General features: G+C 61.8%; 21 protein-coding genes, 1 tRNA gene and 1 pseudogene. 14 read left to right on the top strand and 9 right to left on the bottom strand.

Translation table 11 applies throughout. The annotated features are described in order from the left end of the window. The first annotated feature begins 42 nt into the window (after window positions 1-42). The 5 genes and pseudogenes from ACNHGR_RS07735 (at window position 43) to ACNHGR_RS07715 (ending at window position 7,145) form a co-directional block, all read left to right on the top strand. Window positions 43-3,006 (top strand): TonB-dependent receptor, encoded by a 2,964-nt coding sequence (locus ACNHGR_RS07735; RefSeq protein ID WP_475285176.1) that lies wholly within the window; start codon window positions 43-45, stop codon window positions 3,004-3,006. A gap of 65 nt (window positions 3,007-3,071) precedes the next feature. Then, window positions 3,072-3,767, top strand: coding sequence for a response regulator transcription factor (locus ACNHGR_RS07730; protein ID WP_475285174.1), 696 nt, complete (start codon window positions 3,072-3,074; stop codon window positions 3,765-3,767). Then, window positions 3,764-5,173, top strand: coding sequence for a sensor histidine kinase (locus tag ACNHGR_RS07725; RefSeq protein WP_475285172.1), 1,410 nt, complete (start codon window positions 3,764-3,766; stop codon window positions 5,171-5,173). Before ACNHGR_RS07730 ends, ACNHGR_RS07725 begins: the two co-directional genes overlap by 4 nt. Window positions 5,174-5,179: 6 nt before the next feature. Then, window positions 5,180-6,301, top strand: a complete 1,122-nt coding sequence (locus ACNHGR_RS07720) for an alkaline phosphatase (protein ID WP_184265638.1) — start codon at window positions 5,180-5,182, stop codon at window positions 6,299-6,301. Between the two features lie 211 nt (window positions 6,302-6,512). Continuing rightward, window positions 6,513-7,145, top strand: a pseudogene (locus ACNHGR_RS07715) (tyrosine-type recombinase/integrase). A gap of 20 nt (window positions 7,146-7,165) precedes the next feature. Here the strand turns inward: ACNHGR_RS07715 and ACNHGR_RS07710 are convergent. The 3 genes from ACNHGR_RS07710 to ACNHGR_RS07700 all read right to left on the bottom strand — a co-directional run bounded on the left by ACNHGR_RS07710 (window position 7,166) and on the right by ACNHGR_RS07700 (window position 8,280). After that, the gene (locus ACNHGR_RS07710; RefSeq protein ID WP_475285170.1) at window positions 7,166-7,414 is read right to left on the bottom strand and encodes a hypothetical protein; all 249 of its coding nucleotides are present in this window, start codon (window positions 7,412-7,414) and stop codon (window positions 7,166-7,168) included. Further along, window positions 7,411-7,842: a Rieske 2Fe-2S domain-containing protein gene (locus ACNHGR_RS07705; protein ID WP_475285168.1), complete on the bottom strand. Its 432-nt coding sequence runs from the start codon at window positions 7,840-7,842 to the stop codon at window positions 7,411-7,413. The genes ACNHGR_RS07710 and ACNHGR_RS07705 overlap by 4 nt, the downstream gene beginning before the upstream one ends. A gap of 87 nt (window positions 7,843-7,929) precedes the next feature. Beyond that, window positions 7,930-8,280, bottom strand: coding sequence for a TonB-dependent receptor (locus ACNHGR_RS07700; protein ID WP_475285166.1), 351 nt, complete (start codon window positions 8,278-8,280; stop codon window positions 7,930-7,932). Window positions 8,281-8,650: 370 nt separating this feature from the next. Between ACNHGR_RS07700 and ACNHGR_RS07695 the strand changes: the two genes are divergently transcribed. The 4 genes from ACNHGR_RS07695 to ACNHGR_RS07680 all read left to right on the top strand — a co-directional run bounded on the left by ACNHGR_RS07695 (window position 8,651) and on the right by ACNHGR_RS07680 (window position 12,952). Continuing rightward, entirely contained in the window at window positions 8,651-9,736 is a 1,086-nt protein-coding gene (locus tag ACNHGR_RS07695) for a serine hydrolase domain-containing protein (protein ID WP_475285164.1), read from the top strand. A gap of 13 nt (window positions 9,737-9,749) precedes the next feature. Further along, window positions 9,750-10,226: a nuclear transport factor 2 family protein gene (locus tag ACNHGR_RS07690; protein ID WP_475285162.1), complete on the top strand. Its 477-nt coding sequence runs from the start codon at window positions 9,750-9,752 to the stop codon at window positions 10,224-10,226. Between the two features lie 338 nt (window positions 10,227-10,564). After that, window positions 10,565-11,548, top strand: a complete 984-nt coding sequence (locus ACNHGR_RS07685; protein ID WP_475285160.1) for a hydroxyacid dehydrogenase — start codon at window positions 10,565-10,567, stop codon at window positions 11,546-11,548. Window positions 11,549-11,572: 24 nt separating this feature from the next. Then, window positions 11,573-12,952: an MFS transporter gene (locus ACNHGR_RS07680; protein WP_475285158.1), complete on the top strand. Its 1,380-nt coding sequence runs from the start codon at window positions 11,573-11,575 to the stop codon at window positions 12,950-12,952. A gap of 67 nt (window positions 12,953-13,019) precedes the next feature. On the opposite strand, the gene ACNHGR_RS07675 is transcribed toward ACNHGR_RS07680, so the two are convergent. Beyond that, complete coding sequence (locus tag ACNHGR_RS07675; protein ID WP_475285156.1) at window positions 13,020-14,081, bottom strand: MBL fold metallo-hydrolase; 1,062 nt, start codon at window positions 14,079-14,081, stop codon at window positions 13,020-13,022. 43 nt (window positions 14,082-14,124) lie between these two features. Next, window positions 14,125-14,352, bottom strand: coding sequence for a hypothetical protein (locus ACNHGR_RS07670; RefSeq protein ID WP_475285154.1), 228 nt, complete (start codon window positions 14,350-14,352; stop codon window positions 14,125-14,127). Window positions 14,353-14,523: 171 nt separating this feature from the next. Between ACNHGR_RS07670 and ACNHGR_RS07665 the strand changes: the two genes are divergently transcribed. From ACNHGR_RS07665 to ACNHGR_RS07655, 3 genes are read left to right on the top strand one after another with little or no spacing between them, the layout of a single operon-like run. Then, window positions 14,524-17,370, top strand: a complete 2,847-nt coding sequence (locus tag ACNHGR_RS07665) for a TonB-dependent receptor plug domain-containing protein (protein ID WP_475285152.1) — start codon at window positions 14,524-14,526, stop codon at window positions 17,368-17,370. 17 nt (window positions 17,371-17,387) lie between these two features. Next, window positions 17,388-18,062 carry an RraA family protein gene (locus tag ACNHGR_RS07660; protein ID WP_475285150.1) on the top strand — a complete coding sequence of 225 codons (675 nt, stop codon included), beginning with the start codon at window positions 17,388-17,390 and terminating at the stop codon, window positions 18,060-18,062. A gap of 47 nt (window positions 18,063-18,109) precedes the next feature. Beyond that, window positions 18,110-18,847 carry an IclR family transcriptional regulator gene (locus ACNHGR_RS07655; protein ID WP_475285148.1) on the top strand — a complete coding sequence of 246 codons (738 nt, stop codon included), beginning with the start codon at window positions 18,110-18,112 and terminating at the stop codon, window positions 18,845-18,847. A 321-nt stretch (window positions 18,848-19,168) separates the two neighbouring features. On the opposite strand, the gene ACNHGR_RS07650 is transcribed toward ACNHGR_RS07655, so the two are convergent. From ACNHGR_RS07650 to ACNHGR_RS07635, 4 genes are all read right to left on the bottom strand, one after another. Next, window positions 19,169-21,340 carry a methyl-accepting chemotaxis protein gene (locus ACNHGR_RS07650; protein ID WP_475285146.1) on the bottom strand — a complete coding sequence of 724 codons (2,172 nt, stop codon included), beginning with the start codon at window positions 21,338-21,340 and terminating at the stop codon, window positions 19,169-19,171. A 541-nt stretch (window positions 21,341-21,881) separates the two neighbouring features. Further along, window positions 21,882-21,956 (bottom strand) — tRNA-Glu (locus tag ACNHGR_RS07645). 294 nt (window positions 21,957-22,250) lie between these two features. Continuing rightward, window positions 22,251-23,051 carry a SapC family protein gene (locus tag ACNHGR_RS07640; protein ID WP_475285145.1) on the bottom strand — a complete coding sequence of 267 codons (801 nt, stop codon included), beginning with the start codon at window positions 23,049-23,051 and terminating at the stop codon, window positions 22,251-22,253. A 117-nt stretch (window positions 23,052-23,168) separates the two neighbouring features. Beyond that, window positions 23,169-24,608, bottom strand: coding sequence for an FAD-binding oxidoreductase (locus ACNHGR_RS07635; protein ID WP_475285143.1), 1,440 nt, complete (start codon window positions 24,606-24,608; stop codon window positions 23,169-23,171). Between the two features lie 80 nt (window positions 24,609-24,688). On the opposite strand from ACNHGR_RS07635, the gene ACNHGR_RS07630 reads away from it, so the two are divergent. Next, on the top strand, window positions 24,689-25,123 hold the full coding sequence (locus ACNHGR_RS07630; protein WP_184265621.1) for a hypothetical protein: 435 nt from the start codon (window positions 24,689-24,691) through the stop codon (window positions 25,121-25,123). 124 nt (window positions 25,124-25,247) lie between these two features. Continuing rightward, window positions 25,248-26,684, top strand: coding sequence for a DEAD/DEAH box helicase (locus ACNHGR_RS07625; RefSeq protein ID WP_475285141.1), 1,437 nt, complete (start codon window positions 25,248-25,250; stop codon window positions 26,682-26,684). Window positions 26,685-26,752: the final 68 nt, after the last annotated feature.

The following is a 26,752-nucleotide window of genomic DNA, read 5'->3' as shown; positions in this document are numbered from 1 at the left end:
AGAACGTGACATTCTATCATGTCGCGAACGGGGGTGTGCATCATGTCTTCTATTCGTATTTCCAAGCATCGTCTTCTGATGCGCGCGGCGATGATGGCGATGGCTGTCAGCACTGTCGCAATCGCTACACCGGCTTACGCACAGGAAGCCGGTCAGGGCGACGGTCGCATCAGTGGCATCGTGACCAATTCGTCGGGCAATTTCCTGCGCGGCGCCGAGGTGCGCGTCGACGGATCGGACATCGTCGGCGTGACCGACAGCGATGGCCGTTTCGTTCTGCGCCGTGTCCCTGCCGGATCGCAGCAGCTTAGCATCAGCTATTTCGGCTTTGAAACCGGGCATGAAACGGTCGCCGTCACCGCCGGCGCCACAGCCGAAATCAAACTGATGCTGGCACCGAGCGCGGTGGTGTCATCGGGCGAGATCGTCGTCAGCGGCAGCCGCCCGATCGCCGAGTCCGAAGAGGCCGCGATCCAGCTGAAACGCGCATCGACCTCGCTGATCGACGTGATCGCCGCCGACAGCGCTGGCCGCTTCCCCGACCAGAATATCGCCGCGGCCGTCAGCCGCCTGCCCGGCGTCAGCGTTGGCCGCGACCAAGGGCAGGAACGCTATATCAGCCTGCGCGGGTCGCCGGCGAGTTGGACCACGCTGGCTTTCGATGGCGTCAACGTCATCAGCCCGGCGGGCCGGGAAACCCGGTTCGACACCATCCCTTCGTCCATCGCCAGCCAGACCGTTATCAAAAAGGCGGTGACCGCCGACATGCCGGGCGAAACCGTGGCCGGCAACATCAATATCGTGACCCGCAGCCCGTTCGACTATCCCGGATTCAAGGCGGCGCTGGACGGCGGTTATGGCTATAATGACCTGGGTCAAGGCAAGCAGTATAATGTCGGCGGCTTCATTTCCGACCGTTTCGCCAACGACACGATCGGCATCCTGATCGGCGCCTCGCGTTACGAGCGTGACATGGTGACGGACAATTTCGAGAATAGCTGGGAAGTCTCGTCGGAAGACCAGGAGGAAGGCGGCGAAAACCGCATCTGGAACAGCAAGACCCAGAACAAGCTGTATCGCCTGACGCGCAGCAACACTTCCTTCTCCGGTCGTCTGGAATGGCGCCCGAACAGCGCGCACCAGATTTTCCTCAGCTCCATCTACAGCCAGTTCCGCGACGACGAACTGCGCAATGCCTGGGTGTTCGACCTGGATCAGGACGCGAAGAAGACCGGTTCCAGCTTGGTCGGCACGACCACCGGCTATGCCGATATCCGCACCGGCAACACGCCGACGCAAGGTACGCTCTATGGCGCGGAGATCGAAAGCACGCTGAACAGCAATTCGTCGCGTCAGAGCATCTTCACCAACACGCTGGGCGGCGAGCATGATCTCGACACCTGGAAGGTGAAGTGGCGCCTCAACTACACGCAGGCCGATAATCGCAGCAAGCCGCCCTTCGGTTCGTCCTGGGGCAGCCCCAGCGATTTTACCAAACGTCCGACGCTCGTCTATGACTTCACCAATCCCGACCTGGCGAAGGTGCAGCTCTATGATACGGTGAAGAATGCGGACGGCACCTACAGCGCCGGCGCGGCGCGGCCCTATATCTCGCCGACCGAACTCAATTTCCTGTCGATGACGCGCAATCGCCAGCTCGACCGGACCAACGCCTACACCGCGAAAATGGACATCGAGCATGACGCCTCGCTGTTCGGCGCGGAAACGGTATTCCAGGTCGGCGGCGAATATGACCGTCGTACCAAGACGTCGCGCCGCACAGTGCTGGAAGTGACGCCCGCCACGCTGGCGGCGGCTGGCCTCTCCAATCCGACCCAGGCCGACATCAGCATCGACACACCCTATAAGGGCGATCTGCCGCTCGGCTATGGTTTCAAATATTTCTCCAGCGACCTCGGCGAAGCGCTGTTCGACAGCTATGTCGCGGCTGGCGCGGCACAGGTGCAGGCGGGCGCCAGCGAGGAAAACAACTATCGCGTGACCGAAGAGGTGATGGCCGGATATCTGATGGGCACCACCTATTTCGACTGGGGCAACATCGTTTATGGTGCCCGCGTCGAACGGGTGAAAAATACGGGTTCGGCCATGTCGATGATCGACGACGCCTATGTCCCGACCCATGTGTCGAGCAATTTCACCTCCGTCTATCCCAGCATCCACCTGAACTGGGATATCAACCGCGACATGAAGCTGCGGTTGTCGGGTAACACCGGTGCGGCGCGCCCGGACTATGACGAACTGCGCCCTAACTTCTCCTTCGATGATGTCGAACAGATGGTTTCGGGCGGCAACCCGAATGCGCGGCCGGAACGGGCGAAGGGCGTCGACCTCTATTTCGAATGGTATATGCCTTCGCGTGGCTTCTTCTCGGCGGGCGTCTATTACAAGAAGCTCAGCGACATTCTTTATGATGTGGAACTGTCTGCCTTCGGGTCGGACGCGCTCAACTCCGACGGTATCGACCGGTCCGACTATCGCTATTCGACGATCGCCAACGGCGGCGGGGGCCATATCAAGGGCATCGAATTCTCCTTCTCCCAGCCGCTGGAAGGCGTGGCCCGGTCGATCGGTCTGCCAGATTGGGCGCAGGGCTTCGGCCTTCAGGCCAATCTGACCCTGAACGACTCCAAGGCAACCACACCCGATGGCCGCACCACCGACCTGCCCGGTTCCTCGCCGCTGATCTACAATGTCACCGGCTATTACGAGCGTTACGGCTTTTCGGCACGGGTCAGCTATCAGTGGCAAAAGGCCTATCTGGACTCGATCGGTTCGGGCGACATATTGGGCGACACCTATTGGGCCGACGTGGCGCGTCTCGACTTCTCGTTGCGTTATTCGATCAGCCCCGCCGTGCAGCTCTATGTCGATGCCAATAATCTGACGAATGAGCCGGGCATCCGCTATCAGGGCAGCATGCAGCGCCAGATCGAACATGAGACGTTCGGCCGCCGCTATCTGGCCGGCGTGCGCCTGAACTTCTGATCGAACGGGAAGGGGCGCCGTCCGTCATGGGCGGCACCCCTTCGGCTTTTCCCGAAGATCGCGACATGCACAGACAGATACTTATCATAGAGGATGATCCGGCCACCGCCGCCTTCATCCGCGCTGGGCTGGAGGAAGAGGGCCATGGCGCGGAGGTGGCCGCCGATGGCGAGCAGGGTTTGACGATGGCGCGCGGCGGAAGGTTCGACGCGATCATCCTCGATCGGATGCTTCCGCTACTGGACGGGTTGAGTCTGCTGGAGACGTTGCGGTCGGAAGGGAACGACACGCCAGTCATCATTCTGTCCGCGATTGGGGCAACCGACGAACGGGTGCGCGGGTTGCGTGCCGGGTCGGACGATTATCTCGTGAAACCCTTTGCCATGTCGGAATTGCTGGCGCGGCTGGAGGTGTTGCATCGCCGCCGTTCCGCATCGCCCGCGTCGGCCCGGCTTTGCTGCGCGGATCTTGTGCTGGATGTGCGCACCGGTACAGCGGAGCGGGCGGGTCAGCCGTTGCTGTTGCAGCCGCGCGCCGTGCAGTTGCTCGAATTTCTGATGCGCCATCAGGGACAGGTCGTCACCCGGCTGATGATCTTCCAGAAGGTGTGGAACTATGATTTCGATCCCGGCACCAATGTGATCGACGTCTATGTCAGCAATTTGCGCAAGGAGATCGACCGGCCATCTCAGGCGCCACTGCTGCAGACGGTACGCGGCGTCGGCTACCGGCTGGGCTTGCCGGGAAGCGTGCGGCCATGACCGGAGGGCGGCGGAGCTGGCGGCTGTTGCCGTGGCGGTCAACGTCGGGCCGGTTCGTGCTGTTGCATCTGGTGCTCAGCCTGACCTGCATCCTGCCGATCCTGCTCTACGTCTATTATCAGATCGACGGCATTTTGCTGGCCGACTTCACCCGACCGCTGGAATTTCGCCAGAGCAACCTAGAAAAACAATATGATGGCGGCGGGCCGACCCGCCTGACAGCCGAAGTCGCGAGCCGCGCGGCGCGGGCGCACCGGGACCAGACGGCGATCCTGCTGGTCGATGCGCAGGGGCGGAGGTTGGCCGGCAACCTGCTTGTCTGGCCGCAGAGCATCGCCGCCCCGAAGAACTGGACACCCGCGACGCTGCATCGTGAGGGTGCGGATCGTGGTGAGGAATTTCTGGTCCGCACCACTGTTTTCCCGTCTGGCCACAGACTGTTGCTGGGCGGATTGCTCGACAATCGCGCCGATATGCACTGGGCGATCCTGCTGGCGCTGCTTGCTGCTTTTGCTTTGGCCATTCCGATCGGCTTGCTCGGCAGTTTCGTCAGCGTGCGCGAGATGAACCGGATGGTGCAGGCGATCGGTAGCATTGGTGAGCAAGTGGGCGCCGGCGACCTCAGTCGCCGCGCGCAGAGCGACTGCAGCGATGATCCGGTCGATCGGCTCAAAATCTCGCTTAACGCGATGCTCGACCGGATCGAAGCACTGGTCGAGGAGCATCGCACCCTGACCGATGCGGTCGCGCATGACCTGCGATCGCCCTTGATGCGCATCCATATTCAGGTGGCGCAGGCGCTGGCCGAACCGCCTGGCATGGATCAGCAGGCCCGGTTCGAGACGATCGGGCAGGAAGTGGCGCGTGTTCTCCACATCCTCGAAGGCGCGCTGGAGATCAGCCGGGCCGAAGCCGGCGTCGGGCGCGGTAATTTCCAACTCTTCGATCTTGGCGCCATCGTCCGCGACCTCGCTGAAATCTATCAGCCGCTCGCGACCGCCAGCGGTGTGCAGATCGTGCTGGATTGCCCGGTCCCGCTCCAACTGCACGGCAATCATGCGCTTGTGGCGCGGGCCTTGGCCAATCTGATCGACAATGCACTCAAATATGGCGCACGGGGCGGGCAGATAAAGCTGGCGGTCCATATCGTTGGTACGGCGGTGCATCTGAGCGTCGCGGATCGCGCGTTGGGCATCCCCACTGACCGCCATGGCGAGGCGCTGCGCAAGTTCGGCCGGCTCGATGGCGCGAGAAGTACGCCAGGCAGCGGCCTTGGCCTGACGCTCGCCAAGGCGGTGGCATCACTGCATGGCGGCGATTTCCTGCTGGCGGACAATCATCCGGGTCTGCGCGCTACCCTCATCCTGCCGCTTTCTCATTCCAATAATTTCAACAGCAAGGATTGATCCCTCATGCCTTATCGTCACTCCCTCCGCGCCCTGGCGCTGGCCGCCGCAGCACTTGTCGGCCTGACCGCCGACGTCGTACAGGCGCAGGAAGCCCGCAACGTCATCGTCTTTCTGGGCGATGCCGGCGGCCTGTCGACCGTCAATGCCGCCGGCATCCTGGCGCATGACAAGCCGCAGTCGCTTTTCATTCAATCCATGCCCAATATCGGTCTGTCCGACACATCTTCGCTCAATCGCTGGGTAACGGATTCGGGCGCAGGCATGACCGCGATCATGACCGGTCACAAGACCAACAACTCCATGGTGTCCGCCGTGCCGACCGGCGCGGGCAATGCGGTGCGGCCATTGAAGAGTTTCCTTGAATATGCCGAACAGCGCGGACTTTCTACCGGCGTCGTGACCAATATGAAGATCTGGGACGCGACCCCGGCCGCCACCTACGCCCATGTCGCATCGCGCAAGGACAAGGACGAGATTTTCCGGCAGATGCTGGCACCCCGCTTCGGCAATGGCGTTGATATTCTGATTGGCAAGGGCCGGGCGGACGCGATCGCTTCCTTCGCCAGCCGCCAGACTTCGGCGGAGCAGGCTTTCGCCAAAGCCGGCTATCAGTTCGGCGAAGACCCTGCGCTGGTGAAGCAGGCCGGCCGTGCCGCCATCCTGCGCGACAGCGACTATGCGCCGCTGCCTGCGGTGGAGGCTACGATCGCCCAGTTGGCGCGCAATCCCAAGGGCTATTTCCTGATGGTCGAATGGGACATGCACACCGATAATCCGACCAAGGGATTGCAGCATGTGATCGAAATGGACGAGATGATCCGCCGCGTTAGCGCCATTGCGGGCAAGGATACGCTCATCTTGTTCACCGCCGACCATAGTTTCGGCCTGCGTATGGGTGGCGGCAATCGTGGCGCGCCCCTTGCGGAACAGTTCGCTGCCGAAGCGGCCAAGCCCGATGTTACGGCGACGACCAACAAGGTCATCAGCGTGCAGGACGGCCATACCGGCGAGGAAGTCATCGCTGCTGCCTCCGGCCCCGGCGCCGACAAAGTACGCGGCTTCCTGCCCAACACCCGTCTGTTTGACATCATGATGGCGGCGGTCGGCTGGAAGCGCGACGAGTAAATCTGGGCTCGGCATGCTGGCAACAGGTGTCTCGCGCTCCGTTGCCAGCATAGACTGAACCGCCCAGGCTGCCAAAAACGTCACTAGCCGAACTGCTGTAACCGGACGGTCTGCACTTCGAGATCGAAAATTGGGCACTGAACGGCTTGGAAGGGTCGATCTCCCCTTAAGCGTTCTTCTTCCGGGCCATCGTGGCCCAAGGAGAAGTGTCATGGGATTATCAGAATTTGATCCTGCCGCACGCGAGCGAGTGTCGTGGAACGCTGGGCGCAAGGTTGGTGCAAAGCGAGCGCTCAAACCCCGCCAGATCTGAGCGATCCGCTTCTTTCTTGATCAGCATGGACGGACGCGGGATTGCGCTCTTTTCGATCTTGCCATCGACAGCAAACTGCGCGGCTGTGACCTGGCGAAGATCAAAATCAGCGATATCGTTTGTGACCGTAAAATTCGGATGCGGGCGATCGTCGTCCAGCAAAAGACCGGGCGGCCGGTTCAGTTTGAACTGAAGGACGATGCTCGCGCCAGCCTGCTCCGATGGCTGGAATTGAGGGAAGGCTCCCTGGAGGATTATGCCTTCCCGAGCCGAACCGATCATTCGACCCATATGAACACCCGCCAGTACGCTCGCCTAGCGGATGAATGGGTAACGGGCATCGGTTTGCCAAGCGAGGACTATGGCACGCACTCTTTGAGGCGGACGAAGGCGTCGATCATTTACACAGCGACGGGAAAGCTTCGTGCGGTCGAAATTTTGCTTGGAAATACGAAGATCCAAAGCACGGTCAGATATCTTGGCGTAGATTTGGAGGGCGCCCTGAGTTTGGCAGAAGGCACAGAAATTTGAAGGTTGGCTGGCTCCTCGCATCAGCGAGGAGCCAGAACCGGCTCATCCTCCTGCTCGAACGACTGCTGCGTGCTGAAGTACAGCATCTTCGAAATCTGCTCGTCACCGTGCCGGCAGTTGCCACCCGCGGCCCAGAAATAATGCGTGCTGTCCTCGGTTTCAGGGGTGAGCAGGTGAACCACGGGGATACGGGGATCACCCTCTCCAATTTCGTCAGAAAGGCTCATGCCGGTCTGGAGAAAGAGATTGGAAGGCGCCCGCCTGCTCATATAGGCGATAAGGTTGCCGACCGCGTTCGGGCTGCCGTCCCATGGAAGCTAGAACAAGCCCGTGATCGGCTCGCCGCGAACGTCAATTTTGCATGGACTTCGCCGTCGCGCTCCTCGGTGCGGAACGCCGTGCGGGCCGCATTGCCGTGCGGATTGCGGATGCACTGACCGTCTGCCGCGAACTCCAGACCGTGATAACCGCATGTGATCGTGCCGTCACTGATCCTTCCGCGGCTCAGGGGCGCGAAACGGTGGGGCCAGGCGTCATGCAGAGCGCGGGGCGCGCCGTCTGCATCGCGAAACAGCATGATCGGCTGTTCAAGGATCGTGCGCGCGACCGGCGCATCGGTCAGTTCATGCGCCCAGCATGCCGCGTGCCAGGCATTTTTCAGATAGGGCATGCGCTCGTTTCCATCAGGCTCGATCATTCTTCTCTCGGCCGTACGCGGCCTTATCGTTCATGATGGCATGGGCCGCCGAGTTTACCCGCCGGCCCATGGCTTACCAATGCGCAATCAGAATTTGTAGCCAACCCGAACGCCATAGGTCCGCGGCGCTTCCAGCGTGAACGACGTTACATCGCCAGTCCTGGCCTGATAGGTCGAACGCATCTTCTCATTAGTGAAGTTACGCACGAACAGCAGTACCGAGACTGGAAGACTCTTCGGCTTGAACGAAAGCGATGCGTCAAGTGTCCAGTCGTCCCCGCTCTGGCCGGTCGGCAGAAAGTTGAAGCCCAACTCACGACTGGTGCGATAGCGGGCGCCGAACGAGCCGGTCAGATCGACATCGCCTAGCTCGACCGTCTGATCCACGCCAAAATTCAGCATCCATTTCGGCCTGCTTGCCGGAGCAATCAATGTCAAACGATCGCCTTGGCGTAGTGACTTGCTGCACGGCGCAACCCTTCACCGGCATCAGGGAGTTCAGCGGGTCCGTCGGTTGTGAAGTATCGACCTGATTATAGGTGAAGTCGGTATATTTGGCGTCGAGATATTGGACGTTGGCGCGCAGACGGGTGGTCCGCGTCACCAGCCCCCTCATGTCGATTTCCACGCCCTTGATGCGCGAGGCCCCCACGGTTGAGACGATGAAAGAATTGCGACCTTCGCTATCGACGCCAAGCGCGCCAAGCTGCTGATCGCGATATTTCCAGTAGCGGTTCTCACGTCCGTCACGTCGATGACAAATGCGATCCAGGTTGCGGTCAAACTTCGATGTTGCTAGCCGTTGCATATGAGTAATACAGTTAGCGCGTTGCAACGGGGCGTTCGAGTCTGCATGGTCGCGTCGATGGCTTGCGCCTCGATGGCGGCCGCCAAGGCGAACAGCGCGCTGCCGGATATGACCACAATCCTCCGCGAACAGCGCGTGGAAAGCGTGTCTGTCGCTGTGATCCGCGACGGACAGATCGTCTCGACGGGAGCTTGGGGCATCGCGGGGCCGAACCGCGCGGCTACCGTCTCCACGCCCTACAATCTCGCTTCGCTGACGAAGCCGCTGACGGCGGAGGTCATCCTGCGACTGGCGGCGGCCGGCAAGCTGTCGCTTGATGAGCCGATGGATCGCTACTGGAGCGACCCCGACCTGTCGCGCGATCCCCGCCGAATGAAGCTGACAGTCCGCATGGCGCTGAGCCATCGCACTGGGTTGCCGAACTGGCGCGATGCTAAGGGGCTGGCGTTCGATCATGATCCCGGTACGACCACCGGCTATTCGGGCGAGGGGTATCAATATGCGGCGCGCTACGCCGAACACCGCACCGGGCAGTCGTTCGAGAGGCTTGCTGGCCGCTGGCTGTTTGCCCCCGCCCATATGCGCGCGTCGGGCTATGTGGCGGCGCAAGGCAAGACGGTGCCGATCGCCGTGCCATATGATGACGCAGGCAAGCCGCTGCCGGTCGGGCGGGTGACGCGATACAACGCTGCCGATCTGGCGCACGCGACAGCGCGTGATTATGCGCGCTTCCTCATCGATGCCCGCAACGACCGGGGCCTGGTCGCGTATTTAGCGGTGGAGCGCAGCAAATCGCAGGCCGACCTGACGCCCGAAACATGTGCCGGATCGAAAGCGGCCACCTGTCCGCCCTGGACTGGCTTCGGACTGGGGTGGCAGCTCCTCGGTTTTCCCAAGGGCACGACTATGCTCCACACCGGCAAGGATGCCGGGGCGTTCACCTTTGCCGCGATCGATCGTGCGAGCGGCGACGGCATCGTCATCCTGACCAACAGCGACAACGGGTGGCGGGTCATCCTGCCCATTCTCGAACGTACGGGGAGCGATCCGCAGTTGATCGCCTTCCTCCGCGGCCAGATGAACTGACAGGACCATGAGCATGATGACCGCGATCGCCGTTGCCGCAGCTTTGCTCGCGACGTCCGCGCCGCCCTCGACCGATCGGTTGACGACCGAGATCGGCGCGCTCGATGCGAAGGTGTTCGACGCCTACAACCGCTGTGACCTGCCGACCTTCTCCGGCTATTTCGATCCGAAGGTCGCCTTCTACCACGACACCGGCGGTGCGACGTTCGAGCGTGACGCGATGGTCGACGGCGTTCGCAAATATATTTGCGGGAAAGTGAAGCGCGAGCTGATCCCGGAGACGTTCCGCGTCTATCCGATCAGGGACTATGGTGCCATTGAGGAAGGCGAACACCGCTTCTGTGAACTGGCAACAGGACGATGCGAAGGGATCGCCAGGTTCGTGATGGTCTGGGCGAAGCAGGATGGCGCTTGGCAGATTACCAGCGTCCTCAGTTACGGGCATCGCGCCGCGACGCCTGCGGATCAGCGAAGCGCCACTGACAGATAGCCTGTGGGCTGCTTCCCAATTGGGACCGTGATTCGGGCAGCCGGTGACGGCATGCGCAGGCACCTGGATGGCAGGCTTGGCTTTTTTGCCGTTTCTGGCGGTTCCGCTATGGCGAATCCCGGGACATAATCTGCGGGCCGATTAGCGCCCCAACGCCTGACATTCAGATGAAAGACCGAGATGTCTGAAAACGGCTACCGTGCCCGAAGCAGCCATGTCCGTAGAGCGCAAATAACACAACGTTATTTTGAAACGACGTTGCAAAATAACTTTTCTGCGATATTGTGCGCCCTGCGAAGGGGCGCGACGCCTCTCGATTTTTTGGATCGAGGATGAACATGTCGAAATTTTCTGCGCTGATCGTCGGCGGTGAAATCGCGCCGAAGGCCAGTGCATTGGCAACCGACCGCGCATTGCTTCTGAGTTCCTGCAAAAGCTACCCCAGTGAAGATGAACTCGTCGAAGCTGCCAACGCCGCCGGGGCGCAGGCGCTGATCCTGCGCATGGGCACGATCAGCCGCGGCGCGATCGAGCGGATTCCTACCCTTAAGGTGATCGCCAAGCATGGCGTCGGCTATGACACGATCGACATCGCAGCCGCCGCCGATCATGGCGTGATCGTTCTGGTCGCCGGCGGTGCCAATGCCCTGTCCGTGGCGGAGCAGGCGCTGGCCTTGCTGCTGAGCGTTGCCCGTTCTACCGCCTGGCTGGACCGCCGGTTGCGCGCGGGCGAATGGGACAAGTCGACCTATACCGGAGTGGAAATATCCGGCCGCTCGATCGGCCTGATCGGCTTGGGTGTGATCGGCCGCACTTTTCTGGATCTGTTGGCACCGTTTAACATGACCGTGCGCATCTACGATCCTTATCTGGCGGACGATCAGGTTCCGGCCGGAGCGGAGCGTGTGGAGACGGTCGAGGCACTGCTTGCAACCAGTGACATCGTCAGCCTCCATTGCCCGCTAACTGACCAAAACCGCAATCTGATCGATGCAGCAGCGCTCGCCGCGATGAAGCAGGACGCCATTCTCATCAACACCGCGCGGGGCGGCCTGATCGATCAGGATGCGCTCTTCGTTGCGCTGCGCGACGGGACCATCCGTGGTGCAGGTCTGGACACGTTCGCAAAGGAGCCGACGTCGGCGGACAGCCCGCTATGGACCTTACCGAATATCGTGGGGAGTCCTCATGTCGGTGCCAACACGCTAGAAGCGCGTGATCGTGTCGGCATGTCCTGCGTCGACCAGATCATGACCTATCTGGATCATGGCGAAATCGATGTCCGCAATCATGTGAACCGTATCGTCAAGGCCGCGGCCTGACGGTGTCTGCATCAGCGGGCGGCGTTGACGCCGGCCTGCGGCAAGACAAGAAGAGGCGCAGCCAAGCGCCCGCTCTTAGAGTCCGAGGAGAGTGAAGCCATGAATTCCGATCGCGCCCTTGAAGCGCAGACGATGCGTAAGGTGACCTGGCGCCTGTTGCCGTTTCTGATGCTCTGCTACCTGATGGCATTCATCGACCGCACCAATGTCGGCATGGCCTCGCTCCAGATGAATGCTGATGTGGGGCTGAGCAGCAAGGTGTTCGGCTTTGGCGCCAGCCTGTTCTTCATTGCCTATTTCCTGATGGAAGTGCCCAGTAACCTGATGTTGCAGAAGGTCGGCGCCCGTTTCTGGATTGCGCGTATCATGATTACTTGGGGCCTGGTTTCGATGACTATGGCGCTGGTCTGGAACGCGCAGTCCTTTTATGTGATGCGCTTCCTGCTCGGCGCGGCGGAGGCAGGCTTCTTCCCCGGCATCATCCTGTATCTGACCTACTGGTTGCCTCCGCGCTATCGCGGGCGTTTCCTCGCGTTGTTTGCCATCGCTATCCCGGTGTCGAGTTTCATCGGCTCGCCCTTGTCCGGTCTGCTTCTCTCTATGAACGGTCTGGGCGGGCTGCGCGGGTGGCAGTGGCTCTTCATCCTGGAAGGTGTCCCGACCGTGCTGCTCGGCATCGCCTGTCTGAAGATACTGACGGATCGGCCCGCGCTGGCGACGTGGCTGACGGCAGAGGAGCGCGACTGGTTGCAGCGCGAACTGATCGCTACCACACAGCAAAAGCCGATGGTCAGCGGTTCGGCGTGGCGTCTGGCCGTCACGCCGGCCTTCTGGGCGATGGTCATCGCTTGTTCGGGCGCATCGGCGGCTGGCAGCGTGCTCAGCATCTGGCAGCCGCAACTGCTCAAATCCTTCGGCCTGACGGATCTTCAGACCGGCCTCATCAACTCCATTCCCTATGGTGTCGCGTCGATCTCCATGGTGCTGTGGGGCCGCCATTCGGATCGCACGAATGAACGGCGTTGGCACACCGCGCTGCCGCTGATCCTCATCGCGGTCGGTGCGGTTGGTACCTTCGTGCTGAGCGGGTTGGCGCCTACCGTGCTGCTGCTAACCTTCGTGCTGGTGGGGGCCTATTGTTTCAAGGGGCCGTTCTGGAGCATGGCGTCGACCTGGCTGTCGGGCAGTACCGCGGCGGCCGGCATTGCGGCGATCAACGCCACCTCCAACCTCATCGGTGGCGGCCTGATGGTCAATGTCTATGGCTTCATCCATGACGCCACCGACAGCTATGTGCTGGCACTGGTGCCGCTGGCGATCCTGACTCTGGCCAGCGCAACGGCGGTGGTGATCGTTGGGCGCGCCACGAAGGCAGAGCGGGTGGCAACGACCGTCCGCGCCTGACAAAAAAAGGGGAGGAGCCTGGCGCTCCTCCCCTTGCCGAAAGGTGCGACCCTCGGCTCTTGGTCGATCATGGCTTTGCGGATTGAAGCGTCGGCAACAGCATCCCCGGCGCAGCCTTCGACACCGCCTCATCAATGTCAGCGCTCAGACACATGCGCCATTCCGCGTCATAGCGCACCACGCCTGCGCGACCGACGACATAGGGATTGGGCTCGCCCACCTTGCGATTGAACAGCGCTGCTACTCGCGTCAGACCGTCGTCGCCGACCGTGTGATTGGACAGTACGACATCGGCCTGCATCAGGTCGGTATAGTCCGAGAAATGATTGAGTGATCGGCGAAATTCCAGAAGCGACGCCACATCGCGCGGCGACCCCTGCCCACCGAACAGCGACGCCATGTGCGGTACCCCCTTGTCGGTCACGGGGAACAGCAGCGACACGGTGCCGGGCGTATGGCCGGGCGTGAGCAGGACTGTCAGTTTGCGTTCGCCCAGCGACACGATTTGTCCGTCGGTCAGGAAAAAATCGTCCCCGGATTTCACCGGCAGCTTGCCCCATTTGGGATCGCCTTCCCAATCCTCCTGGCTCATCCCGATCCGCGCGCCGGAGAGCGCCTTGAGATAGGCCGCGCCGCCGAAATGATCGAGATGATCATGGGTGATGAGTATGATGCGGATGCGTCTGGGGTCCAGGCCCAGCGCCTTCATATTCGCGACGATCACATCCTTGGCATCCGCCTCGGTCGTCAGCGCGTCGAGCAGGATGATGCCGTCTTTGGTATCGATCGCCCAGATATTATTTTCCGCCGTGCCGATCGAATAGACTTTATCGAACACTTCGATCGGCTTGGGGGCAGGGGCTTTGAGCGGGCGGCGTTCCCGAACCGCCTGGCAACGATAATAGAGGGTGACGGGCCATAGCCGGCCGCCGGCCTCCGCCGCCATGTCGGCATAGGCGCGCGCACCCGGCGCACTATAGCCGCCGACCTTACGCATTTCGTCGACATTATGGATTTCCGGCCGACCGCCATTGGGGTTGTCCGGCATGGATTTCTGTTCCTGCGCCAGTGCCGGCACGAGCGCGATCTTCGCTGCCAGTGAGGCGAGGAGCCATGAACTAGGTCGCATAATCTTTCCTTGGTTTCGTGATGGGATAAAGGGGTGGCGATCGTCAGCGAGATGATTCCGCGATTATGGTGACGCGCTGGGTGACCCGCTGCGCCAGCGCACGGCGCACGGGTCGTCCCGCGACCAGCTTGCGCCATGTATTGTAGCTGATCCCGAACCGGTCGTTGAGCGCTTCGTCCGTCTGGCCGGTAACGAGCCGCTTCATCATCTCGACGATTTCAGGCGCCAGGACGATCTGACCCTTTGGGGCGACGCTATCCATGTCGATCATCTTCCCTGTCCATGCAGCCTCTCCTGTCGATCGCTTTCTGCGATCCGATTCCCAGAATAAGAGCGACAGATAAAAACGCAACGACGTTTCAGAATTATGTTGCAATGAATTTTGAAGCGGATAGAAGCTGCCCTCACATCCACATATGGATAAATATCGGGAGAGGATCTGATGGGAATGGTTCGGTCGCACGCTCGCACGATGCGGGTTTCCTTGCTCGCCGGCGTTGCGATGAGTTTCGTGGTGGCGCCGGTCGCTTATGCGCAATCTGCGCACGATGACGCGGCTCAGACCGCGGCCGACCCGTCGCAGCCGACCGATGCCGTCGCCGATCAGGCTGCATCTGTCGCTCAGCAACAGACCACTGACATCGTCGTCACCGGGTCGCGCATCGGTCGCAGCGGTTTCACGACGCCGACCCCGGTCACGGTGCTCAGCGCCGATCAGCTTACCAAGGCTGCTCCCTCGACCATTGCAGATTCGCTGCGGACCCTGCCGGCGCTCACCGCGACCAGCGGCCCGCAGCGCGCCAGTGGCACGCAGGGCGGCGGCCAGAGCTTCCTCAACCTCCGCAATCTGGGAGCGACCCGCACGCTTACCCTGCTGGACGGGCGCCGCTTCGTCGCGGCCAGCCAATATGGCACGGTGGACGTCAACCTGTTGCCGGCTGGCCTGATCCATCGTGTCGACGTGGTCACGGGCGGTGCATCGGCGGCTTATGGTTCCGACGCCGTCGCCGGCGTGGTCAACTTCGTTCTCGACACCAAATATGAAGGGCTGAAGGGCGAAGTCTCTTCCGGCATTTCCAACGAAGGCGACAATCAGGAACTGCGCGGCACATTGACGGGTGGCATTTCGCTGGCCGACAATCGCCTGCACCTGCTCGCCAGCGCCGAATATTATCGCAACAAGGGCATATTGGAAGGCGAGCGCGAATGGGCGCGGCGCGGATCGAACCTGATCAACGGCCCGGCCGGCGGTCCCGCTCTGATCGCAGCGGAGGATGTTCGCGCGATCGGCAGCTATGGCGGCATGATCACCACCGGTAATGGCGGCACCGCAGCTCAGAACGCGCTGTTCCGGGGCCTGCAATTCGGTCCCGGTGGCACGGTCAGCGCGTATGATTTTGGTTCCTACACCACCGCGACGCAGCAGATTGGCGGCGATGGCGTCAACACCGAACTGCTTCAGGAAATCAACCGTCCGCTGGAGCGCGCCGCCTTCTTCGGTCGCGCCGAATATGATCTGACCGACGACTGGTCGATTTTTGGCGAAGCGTCCTATGGCACGACCTCGACCCGCTATTCGACGTCGACCAACCGCCATCTGGCGACCAACCCGATCACCATCCGCCGCGACAATGCCTTCCTGCCGGCGCAGGTGCAGGCGATGCTGGCGGCCAACCCCAACGTCACCTCGCTGACCATGCTGCGCTGGTCCGTGGAGGGCGGGCTGGCCGACGTCGCGGTCGATACCGATACGGATCGCTATGTCGCTGGCTTCAAGGGCGAATTGGGCGGCCTCAAGGTCAACGGCTATTACCAGCACGGCCGTACCAAGCAGCGCACGGACGTCATCAACAACGAGATCACCGCCAACTTTACCCGCGCGGTCGATGCCGTGGTCGATCCGGCCAGCGGTCAAATCGTTTGCCGATCGACGCTGACCAACCCCAATGACGGTTGCGCACCCTTCAACGTCTTCGGTCAGGGATCGCCTTCGGCTGCGGCGCTGGCCTATACGCGCGGCGTCAGCAGGACGGACTCGACCTTCAAGGAAGATGTGGCCGCGATCAACATTTCGGGCACCCTGTTCGAAGGCTGGGCCGGTCCCATCTCATTCGCGACGGGCGGCGAATATCGCAAGGAACAGGCGCAGCTGAGCGTCGACGAGATATCGCATGCCGGCGGCTTCCTCTTCGCTAACCCGCAGCCCTGGGCGGGCAGCTATGACGTGAAGGAAGGCTATGTCGAAACCGTCATCCCGCTGCTGAAAGATCTGCCCTTCGCAAAGGATGTCGAGTTCAACGGCGCCATCCGTTACACCGATTATTCCACCAGCGGCGGCGTGACGACATGGAAGGCGGGGCTTAGCTGGACGCCCTTCGACTCCCTGCGTCTGCGCGCCACCCGCTCGCGCGATATCCGCGCACCCAACCTGTCGGAACTCTTCACCAGCGGCCGTACACAGTCGGCCACGGTGGTCGATCCGTTCATGGGCAATGTGCGCACGTCGGGCATCTTCATCACCACGACCGGCAACGCCAGTCTTCAGCCGGAAAAGGCCGACACGCTCACGCTGGGTGCTGTCTATCAGCCGACCTTCGTGCCGGGCCTCAGCATTTCGGCCGACTATTATGATATCAAGATCAACGACGCGATCGGATCGCTGTCGGCGCAGCAGGGCGTGGACCAGTGCTTTGCCGGCAACCAGCTGGCCTGCGGCTTCATCACTCGCGATACCGCCGGCAATATCTCGGCGCTGACCGCCTATCCGATCAACCTGTCGACGCTGGAAACCAACGGTGTCGATGTGGAACTCAGTTACCGCGTGCCCTTTGCCGACGATGCCACCTCGCTGTCGTTGCGCTCGGTCATCTCCTATGTCGGCAAGCTGGCGACGACCACGCCGGGTTCGCCCTCGATCGACCGGGCCGGGGAAGTCGGCATCAATTCCAACCCGCACTGGCGCTTCAATGCGCAGGCGGATTTCAACCGGGGCAATTTCAACTGGTTCAACCAGCTCCGCTTCATCGGTGGCGGTCGCTACGACAATACCAAGGGCCCGGCGGCGGTCGAACTTCAGACCATCAAGCCGCAGGCCTATTGGGACATGCGCTTCGCCTACAAGTTTCCGGATCTGGGCAAGGGCGCTGAAATGTATCTGAACGTCCAGAACGTCCTCGATCAGGATCCGCCCTATGCCCCTGGCGACGGATCGATCGCCGTAGCGACCAATACGCAGCTTTACGACACGTTCGGCCGCGTCTTCCGCGTCGGCTTCCGTTTCAACTTCTAATCAGACTGGAGTGAAGAATGAGCATTGGTTTTCGCGTCCTGCCCGTCGAACGCCGGGTGCCCGCCGAACTGGTCCAGCAATATCGTGACCTGCCGGTGGCGAATGTCAGCGACGCGATGAACCGCATGTTCGCCGGCGGGGCCGCGCTTCGCCCGATGCATGGTGGCGGCATATTGGCTGGACCCGCCGTTACCGTGAAGGCGCGGCCGGGCGACAATCTGATGTTGCACCGTGCCCTCGACATCGCCCAGCCGGGCGATGTCGTGGTGGTTGACGCTGGCGGCGACCTCACCAACGCACTGATCGGCGAACTGATGGTCGCCCATGCAGAAAGCCGGGGCCTTGGCGGCATCGTCATCTTCGGCGCCATTCGTGACGTCGCGGCGATCCGCGCCGGCAGTTTCCCGGTCTTCGCGGCCGGGGTCACGCATCGTGGTCCGTACAAGGATGGCCCCGGCGAAGTGAATGTGCCGATCGCGATCGACGGCATGGTCATTCATCCGGGCGACCTGCTGCTCGGCGACGATGATGGTCTGGTCTGCGTCGGCATCGATGAAGCGGAAGCCATCTACGCCAAGGCCAGCGCCAAGCATGCCGCCGAAACCGCACAGATGGAAAAGATCCGGCGCGGGGAAAATCCCCGTGCCTGGGTGGAAGAGACGCTGAAGCGTCTGGGTTGCGAAGGCGTTTGATAGGCGCTGCTCTGTTCGCTACAGCAGTCTGACTATTGAGGATTGCGATGGCGACGGACGTAAAAGACAGACCGGCACTTGAAGGGGTGGCAGCACTTGAAAGAGGGCTGCTGCTCCTGACCTGTTTCAAGCAGGGTGATGGCGTGGTTGGCCTGGCTGAACTGGCCGAGCGCACGGGGCTCGTCAAAAGCACGATCCTGCGGCTGGCGGTATCGCTGGAGCGCTATAATCTGATCGTGCGCATGCCCGACGGGCAATATCAACTGGGCAGTGAAGTCGCTCGCCTGAATTCCGTCTTTCGCGAAAGCAACGATCTTGAACGCCATATTCAGCCGATCCTGGCGAAATTGGCGGTCGAGACGGAGGAGACTGCGACCTTTTACGTCCGTCAGGGCGATGTACGGCTCTGTCTGTTCCGGGTGAACTCGCCCAGCAATCTGCGCCTCGACGTGCAACCGGGCACGCAACGGCCGCTCGACGGCTCTGCATCGGCGCAACTACTCCAGTTGTTCGAACAATGGCCGGACGTGAAGCCTGACCTGCCGCCGCTGCCGGTGTACACGTCCGGCGTCACGACGCCGCATGTGGCGTCCATGTCCGTACCGGTGATCGGCCATGGTGATCGCCTGATCGGGGCGCTGAGCTTGGCCGGTCCGGAAGTGCGGTTGAGCGAGGGACGTTCGCGGCTAGCGCTACCGCTATTGCAGGCAGGACTGAATCTGTGCCGATCGCTCGGCGGCGACGCGGAAGCGATTTACCGCGTGCCGATTGCCTTGGCGACTTAACCAATCCCGAAGCCCGCTATCGTCGAAATCAGTCGTTCGTCGAACGGAAAATGAGGGCCAGCTCTGGTCGGCAGCGGCCGAGAATCGGACAGTCCGCTCTTGAGGGGCGGGATCGTTCGCTGAGTGAGCGACATGGGGCGATGGCGGTAGGGCAGGGGGTGGGCCTTCTGAGAAGTTCGGAGGGGCCGCTTTCGGGAGATGAGCGAAGCGCTGACGACCGACGCTTTTAAAGCCTGTTACGATGAAGCTCGCAGTATCTGATACTAGGGGTTGGTGAACGAGCGGGAACCTGGAACCGCATTGGAACCAGATCGTCCACCGTTAAGTCCGCGTTTTGACACGGTCTCCGAGATCCAGATCGATGTGCCGATCGGATCGACAGGCACTCAGGTCCGATACGACCGTGAAATTTTTCGCCCGTGCGGACATCGATCTGACTTCCGCAGAGAGATTGCGGGCAGCGGCAGACGTCTGCTCGACCATTGCCGCGTTCTGCTGGGTCGATTGGTCCATTGTGACGATGGCGACGTTGATCTGGGTGAACGTTGTCGATTGCTCCTGATTGTCCGTTGCCATCTGACCAAGCAGACCGTGGACCTCGCCCACATCATCGGAGATACCGGCCAGCGCGCCATCGACCTTTTGCACCATCTCAACCGCGGCGCCGATGTCACGCTGGATGGTGGACAATTGCTCGCTAGCGCGACCGGCCTCTTCTTCGGCGCGCATCGCCAGCGCGGAGACGAGATCGGCGACCACCGCGAAGCCGCGTCCGGCATCGCCGGCACGCCCCGCTTCCACCGCAGCGTTCATCGCCAGCACCCGGGTTTGGAACGCGATCTTGTCCAGACCCTCGACGACATCATCGATATTTTTCGCGCTTTCGCTAACGCGCGTCATGGCCTGCACGGTCTCTTTGGCGATCTCGCGGCCGCTCGCAACGGTTGCGATCGCGCCATCTGCTCGATTGACCGTGCGGTCTGCGGCATCGGCCGTCTCCTGTAGCCGCGCGGTCATGCGCGCGATCGCCGAGCCCGTTTCGGTGAGGCTGGCTGCGCTGGCTTCCGTCCGTCGGGCAAGATCTTCGGACGCTTGGGCGATTTCGCCCGATCCAACGCGAATCGTCGACGCGCTTTCCATGACGGAACCGATCAGGCGGGAGAGTGATCCCAATGCCGTGTTGAAATTGCCCTTGAGCGCAGCATAGGCAGGCGGAAAATCCGTGGAGATTGCCATGGTGAGATCGCCACCTGCCAGCGCCTCGAGATGGTGGGAAACCGTCTCCACCACACGCTTCTGCTCAGCCGCAGATCGCGCGTCGGCGCTGGCGCGCTCCTCACTGGTCTGACGAAAGACATTGGCAGCGCGAGCGAGCGTTCCGATTTCATCCTCGCGGTCGAGATGGGGGAGCGGAAGCGTTTCCCCTTTCGCAAGGCGATCCACGGTCGCGCTCAATGTTCCGAGCGGGCGACCGATGATCACTCGGATAGCCTGAAATAGCCCGCCGATCACCGCGCCGAGGATCAATAGCCCAACAACGATGAGCTGCCAGGCGAGCTGCTTTGCCGGCGCGCCAAGTGCGGCGGCGGGCACGTCGAATACGACCGCCCAGGTCGTGTGAAGGCTGGGCAGGGAGATCGGGCGTATCGTGCGGACAATGTCGCCATCGGGGCTGGACAGCACGAAATGCCGGGTTTCATCCATATCCAATGCGCGCATGACCTCGCTCCGGTGGGCATCAGCATATGGTTTCATCCTGGCCGCGGCGTCAGGGTGGGCGACCCACAGGCCGGTTTTGGACAACAGCATGACCCGGCCCGTACCGAACGGGTGCATTTTGGCGAGACGATCGGAGATGTTGGTGAGCGCAATGTCTATGCCTGCCACGCCGATGACCTTGCCGCGCGAGAATACCGGACGTGTGACCGATGTCATCGTTATCGTCCGGCCGCCGGTTTGGTAGTTGTAGGGCTCGGTAATCACTGCTTTGCCGCTCTCGCGGGCCAATTTATAGTAGTCTGCCGAATACAGGCCCGGCTCCGTGTCCGGCTCCATCGCGATATGGCCATCGCGCTTGATCCAATAGGGCATGAACGCGCCGGAGGGCGTGGAGCCGAGATGTCCCAGCATCGCCTTACCATCGAAACTCAGCGGCTCCTCAAAGAACCAGCTTGCCAATGCGAGCGGTGAGGCATTGATGTTGGGCTTCAGTATCGACATCGCGATGTCGCGGTCATGGATGTCCGATTGATGCAGGGTCGAAAGCGATTCGCTCATCGAGCGAACGGTCGCATCGATAATGCCGATCTCGCCAATCAACTGCTTCGATATCGTGTCGGCTTGGGCGTCAGCGGAATCCTGCGACAGCCGGGAAACCGAATCAGTCGCCTGCGTGATCACGATAGCAAAGCCGATCATGAGCAATACGGATGTAAGTGCGCCTACGATGACCAGCAACTTGGGAGCAATCGTCAGACGACGGAATGAAAGCATGAAGATGGTTCTCGTTATCAGGGCTACGTGGGAATCCCCTTAAAGACATTATAGGGCGCTTGGTCGCCCTGCGGTGGCGACGGTCGATAATTTTGCCGCGAAGTGATACCCGTTCCCTCGAAGGCTGCAATTTGAGGTAAAAGCCCAAAAGGCTACTGAACCGGTCCCGGCATGAGCGGACATTCCAGCATCGACTGGAGCATCGTGCGGAAAAGTGGGAACCGGTTTTCCGCTTAAACGATGCGACAACAAAAGCTTAGAGCATGCGATCCGCGTCGGATTTAACGCAGCAGGCTCTAGGGAACAGCTAAAGCTGGTCGTGATCTACCTCAGCCTCCAACGCGTAAAATGGTCGAGAGGTGGCCCTGCCGCCATTCGTCTCGCAGAGCCGCTCGGCACTGGTAGTTTCAGCCTTCAATGTGCTGAAATGGGGCTGCTAAGCCGCTGAAGTTATTGGGAGTGCTGAAAAAGCTGAAAGACTATCTCTAAATGAGAAAATGCCACTTTCGGCCGTTCTGCGCATCTAACCCATTGATTTTATTGGTGACCCCTACGGGAATCGAACCCGTGTTTCAGCCGTGAGAGGGCCGCGTCCTAACCGCTAGACGAAGGGGCCATTGATCGCTCCGGGCGATCGGCAGGGGGTGGCGTTTAGGCAGCGGCTCGGTCCGCGTCAAGCGAAACGGACCGCCTTTCGCAGGCCCCAATAAAAAACCACCCCATGCAAGCATGGGGTGGCCAAGGTTCAGGGAGGAGACGCCTCCAAAGGGGGAGGCGCCCATACGACACACCCGAAAGGGGGGCAGGTGCATCGCATGATTGATAGATAGGGCAGGTCGCATCGCCTTTCAAGGGGGGATGCGATGCCCTTTCCATCAATTTTTCAAACCCTTTCGGGTTAATTTGTCATTCAGGCGTTTGCCGCTTCCGGCTCGGCGTCGACGGCGGCGGGGGCCGCGATCGGTCCCTTGCCCTGCGAAACCTGCCCTTCGAAGATTTCGCGCATCAGTTGCAGCGAGAAGAGGTGCGCGTAGATCAGCGGCAGCATGCCGTTCTGGTTGATCTTGCGCAGCTGGTCGCCGCGCAGGTCACGCAGCTTTTCCTCGTTGATCATGCGGAAACCGCGATAGACGAAGGGCTGTTCGGCCAGCGGCGTCTGGATGGCGACTTCGCCGTCCATCAGCAGGTCCATTTCCTGAAGGTCGCGAACGAACTGCGCGGTGCGGGCGGCCGCCTGCTCGAAATCCTCGCAGAACTTCATCACGCCTTGGGTCAGTTCGCTGGGCTTGCCATCCTCGAACAGCGGCTGGCCGTCTTCGAACGCGCCGATGGTCGGGGTGGTGGGGTCGAAGCAGAGCGACAGGTCGTCGCTGTCCGGGCGCAGCTTGGCCAGCATCCAGGGATAGCGACGAACATAGGCCGGCACATAGGCCGGGCCGCGAAGCTTGCCTTCATCGTCGACAAAGACGTTCACGCCCTCGTTCAGGCCCATCAGCAGCAGCGGCACGGAGTCGTTGCCGGCCGAAAAGATAATCGGCGCGAAACGCTGGGCCGGAACGAACTCGTCCACGGTCAGCGGGATGGCGTGCTGCGTGGTCAGGAACGGAGCCGAATCGGCCGGGCGGGTGCGATAGTCGACATGATCCACGCTGCTGAGCGGCTGCAGGTCATTGTAGAAGATCGGCAGGTTATTGGCGGGCGCGCTGGCCATTTCGGGTCATCCTGTTACGTGCGGCCGCTTTCAACAGGCAAACCGCGGGCTTGATATTGGGGCAGGGCGATAATGGCCTTGCCGGGCAGAGGCAATCGCTTTGTCGACGGGGCGCGCTCAGCCTTCGCCCGGCAGCGGGATCAGCTTGCCCGGATTGAACAGCCCCTGGGGATCGAGCGCCGCCTTGATGGCGCGCAAGGCACCGATCCGGGCCGGGCTGGCAAGGCGCCCCAGTTCCGCGCGCTTCATCTGGCCGATCCCATGCTCGGCGGAGATGGAGCCACCCGCCGCGACCACGGCATCATGGACGAAGGCGTTGATTGCCTGCCCCTCGGCCGCGATCCAGCCCGGGCCGTCGCTGGTGCCCTTGGGCGCGCGCACGTGAAAATGGACGTTGCCGTCGCCCAGATGGCCAAAGGAGGAGGCCGTGGTTCCGGGAAAGGCCCGTTCGGCCGCCAGCGCCGCGTCGATCATGAAGGCGGGCATCTTCGCCACCGGCACGCTGATATCATATTGCAGCGCCGGTCCCTGCGCCTTTTCCGATTCCGACAGGGATTCGCGGATGCGCCAGAAGGCTTCGGCCTGCGCCTCGTTGGCGGCGATGGCGGCGTCGATCGCGATGCCCCGCTCGAAGGCTTCCGCCAGTGCGCTCTCCAGTCGATCCGATGGTCCCGGTTCCGACAGGTCGGAATGGTCGACTTCGATCAGCACATGCCAGGGCGTGCGCGTCTCGATCGGCGATCGCGTGCCGGGAATATGGCCCAGCACGAAGCCCAAAGTCTCGTCCGCAATGACCTCGAACCCTTCGATGCTGTCGCCCAGCATCGCCTCGGCCAGCCGCAGCAGCGCCAGCGCATCGGCCGGCGTCTGAACCCCGACCCAGCCCACCGCCCGCGCCGCGATAGCCGGCGCCAGCCGCAAGGATGCGGCGGTGACGACGCCCAGCGTCCCTTCCGCGCCGATCAGCAACTGCTTGATGTCGTACCCGCGATTATCCTTTTTCAACGCGTCCAGCCCGTCGAAGATGCTCCCGTCGGGCAGCACTGCCTCGATCCCTTCGACCAGCGCGCGCATCGTTCCGTGGCGCAGCACTTGCGTCCCGCCGGCGTTGGTGGACACCAGTCCGCCGATCGTGGCGGAGCCTTTGGCGCCCAGGCTGAGCGGAAAACGACGGCCTGCCTCCTCGGCGGCATCATGCAATATGCTCAGGATCACCCCGGCCTCGCACACGGCTAGGTTGTCGTCGGGCGACAGGCTGCGAATGCGGTTCATCCGCCGCAGCGACAGGATCAGCGCCGATCCGTCCGCCGGTGGCGTGGCGCCGCCGACCATCGACGTATTGCCGCCCTGTGGTACCAGCGCGACGCCCAGTTCCGCCGCCAGCGCCACGGTCGCGGCGACTTCCTGCGTCGATATGGGCGCAAGGATCGCGACGGCAGCCCCATGATAACGGCCGCGCCAGTCGCTGACCCATGGTGCAATATCGTCAGGGTCCGTGACGACCCCTTTGGGGCCGAGCAGGGCGATGAAGCGGTCGATCATGTCTTGTCCAATCATGGGATGGGCTTATGCCTCGGAATTCATCGACGGTTCAACCATTGGCCGATAGCGTATTCGTCCCATAAAAGGGGTCCGTCTTGGTTCATTCCATTCTGCTGCTGCTGTCCGCATCGACCGGTGATCCGGTGCAATGGGCGCAATTGTCGATCCAGCAGCGCGTCATCATCCGCGTGCCGATGGTGAAGAAAGGGCGTGCGCCCGCCCGAGTCGCGCCGGATGCACGCAACGCCTGGGAAGAGAAGAAGGGGCCGCGCTGCGTCGCGCTGCGATCGATCCGGGGGGCGGCCATCGTCGTGGAAAATGGCGTGGACCTGATCCTCGCCGACAATCATCGCTATCGCGCACGACTTGAGCGAGGCTGCGACTCGACCGGCTTCTACTCGGGTTTCTATGTCGAGCCGGATGAGGACGGATCGCTCTGTTCGGGCCGGGACGAATTGCAGGCGCGCAGCGGCATCAGTTGCGCAATAGACAGCTTCCGCCGCCTCATCCCGGTCGATGATGAGGATTGATCGCCCGGCTTAGCCTTTCATTTGCGCGATTTTCTTGACAAGTGGCCAATATTTCCGCAATGCGCGCCCGATTTCCGTCTCGCATCCGCGCAGGACGGATAGGCCTCCTGTCCCGGACCATTGAATGACTTTTGCCGATCTCGGCCTTTCCGACGAATTGCTCAAGGCCGTAACCGAATCGGGTTACGACACGCCGACGCCGATCCAGGCGCAAGCCATTCCGTCCGTCCTGATGATGCGGGACATTATCGGCATTGCCCAGACGGGGACGGGCAAGACGGCCAGCTTCGTGCTGCCGATGATCGACATTCTGGCCCATGGCCGCGCCCGCGCATTGATGCCGCGCAGCCTGATCCTGGAGCCGACCCGCGAACTCGCCGCGCAGGTGGCTGAGAATTTCGAGAAATACGGCAAATATCACAAGCTTTCCATGGCGCTGCTGATCGGCGGCGTGCAAATGGGCGACCAGATCAAGGCGCTGGAAAAGGGCGTCGACGTGCTGATCGCCACGCCGGGCCGGCTGATGGACCTGTTCGGCCGGGGCAAGATTTTGCTCAATGGCTGTAACATGCTGGTCATCGACGAAGCCGACCGCATGCTCGACATGGGCTTCATCCCGGATATTGAAGAAATCTGCACAAAGCTGCCGACGCAGCGGCAGACCCTGCTCTTTTCCGCGACCATGCCGCCGGTCATCAAGAAGCTGGCGGACAAGTTCCTGTCCAATCCCAAGTCGATCGAAGTGGCGCGCCCTGCGACCGCGTCGACCAACATCACGCAGCGGCTGGTGAAGGTCGATTCGCGCAAGAAGCGCGACACGCTGCGCGACATGCTGGAGGCGGAAAATGTCGCCAGCGCGGTCATCTTCTGCAACCGCAAGACCACCGTGCGCGAACTCAACAAGAGCCTTCAGCGCCATGGCTTCAGGTCGGGCGAAATCCATGGCGACATCGATCAGGCGTCGCGTATCGCCGAGTTGGAGAAGTTCCGGGACGGCAAGGTGAATATCCTCGTCGCGTCGGACGTCGCAGCGCGCGGTCTGGACATCAAGGGCGTGTCCCACGTCTTTAATTTCGATGCGCCCTGGCATCCGGACGATTATGTCCATCGCATCGGCCGCACCGGTCGGGCGGGCGCGACCGGTACCGCCTACACCTTCGTGACGGCGGAGGATGCCGAAGCGATCGACAATATCCAGAAGCTGATCGGCACGAAGATCGACTATGTCAGCGCGCCGGCGCGCGAAGAACGGGCCGAGCCGGCGCGTCCCGAAGCGGCGCGTGAGGAAAAGCGCGAAGAGGGGCGGGGCCGTTCGGACCGCAAGCGTGACGATAAGACGCGCGAAGCGCGTCAGCGTGAAGACAAGCCGCGTGACGGCCGTCAACGCGACGATCGTCCGCGTGGCGACAGGCCGCGTGACAGCCAGCCGCGCGATTCGCGTCCCGACCGCACCGCTTCGGCGCCGCCGCCGCGTCGCCGGCATGATCCGATCGATGACGGCCCGGACGATGGCTGGAACGGCCCGGTGCCCGAATTCCTGAACTTTGGCTTCACCGACTGATGCGGGGAGGGCTGTCCTACAGTCCCTCCCTTTGTTACCGTGCGGACGCTGCCGTTCATCCGGTCGGG

This window comes from Sphingobium sp. RS1, from assembly GCF_056156825.1.
Note: the sequence above shows the minus strand (reverse complement) of the source record. Positions and strands in the feature narration are given on the sequence as shown.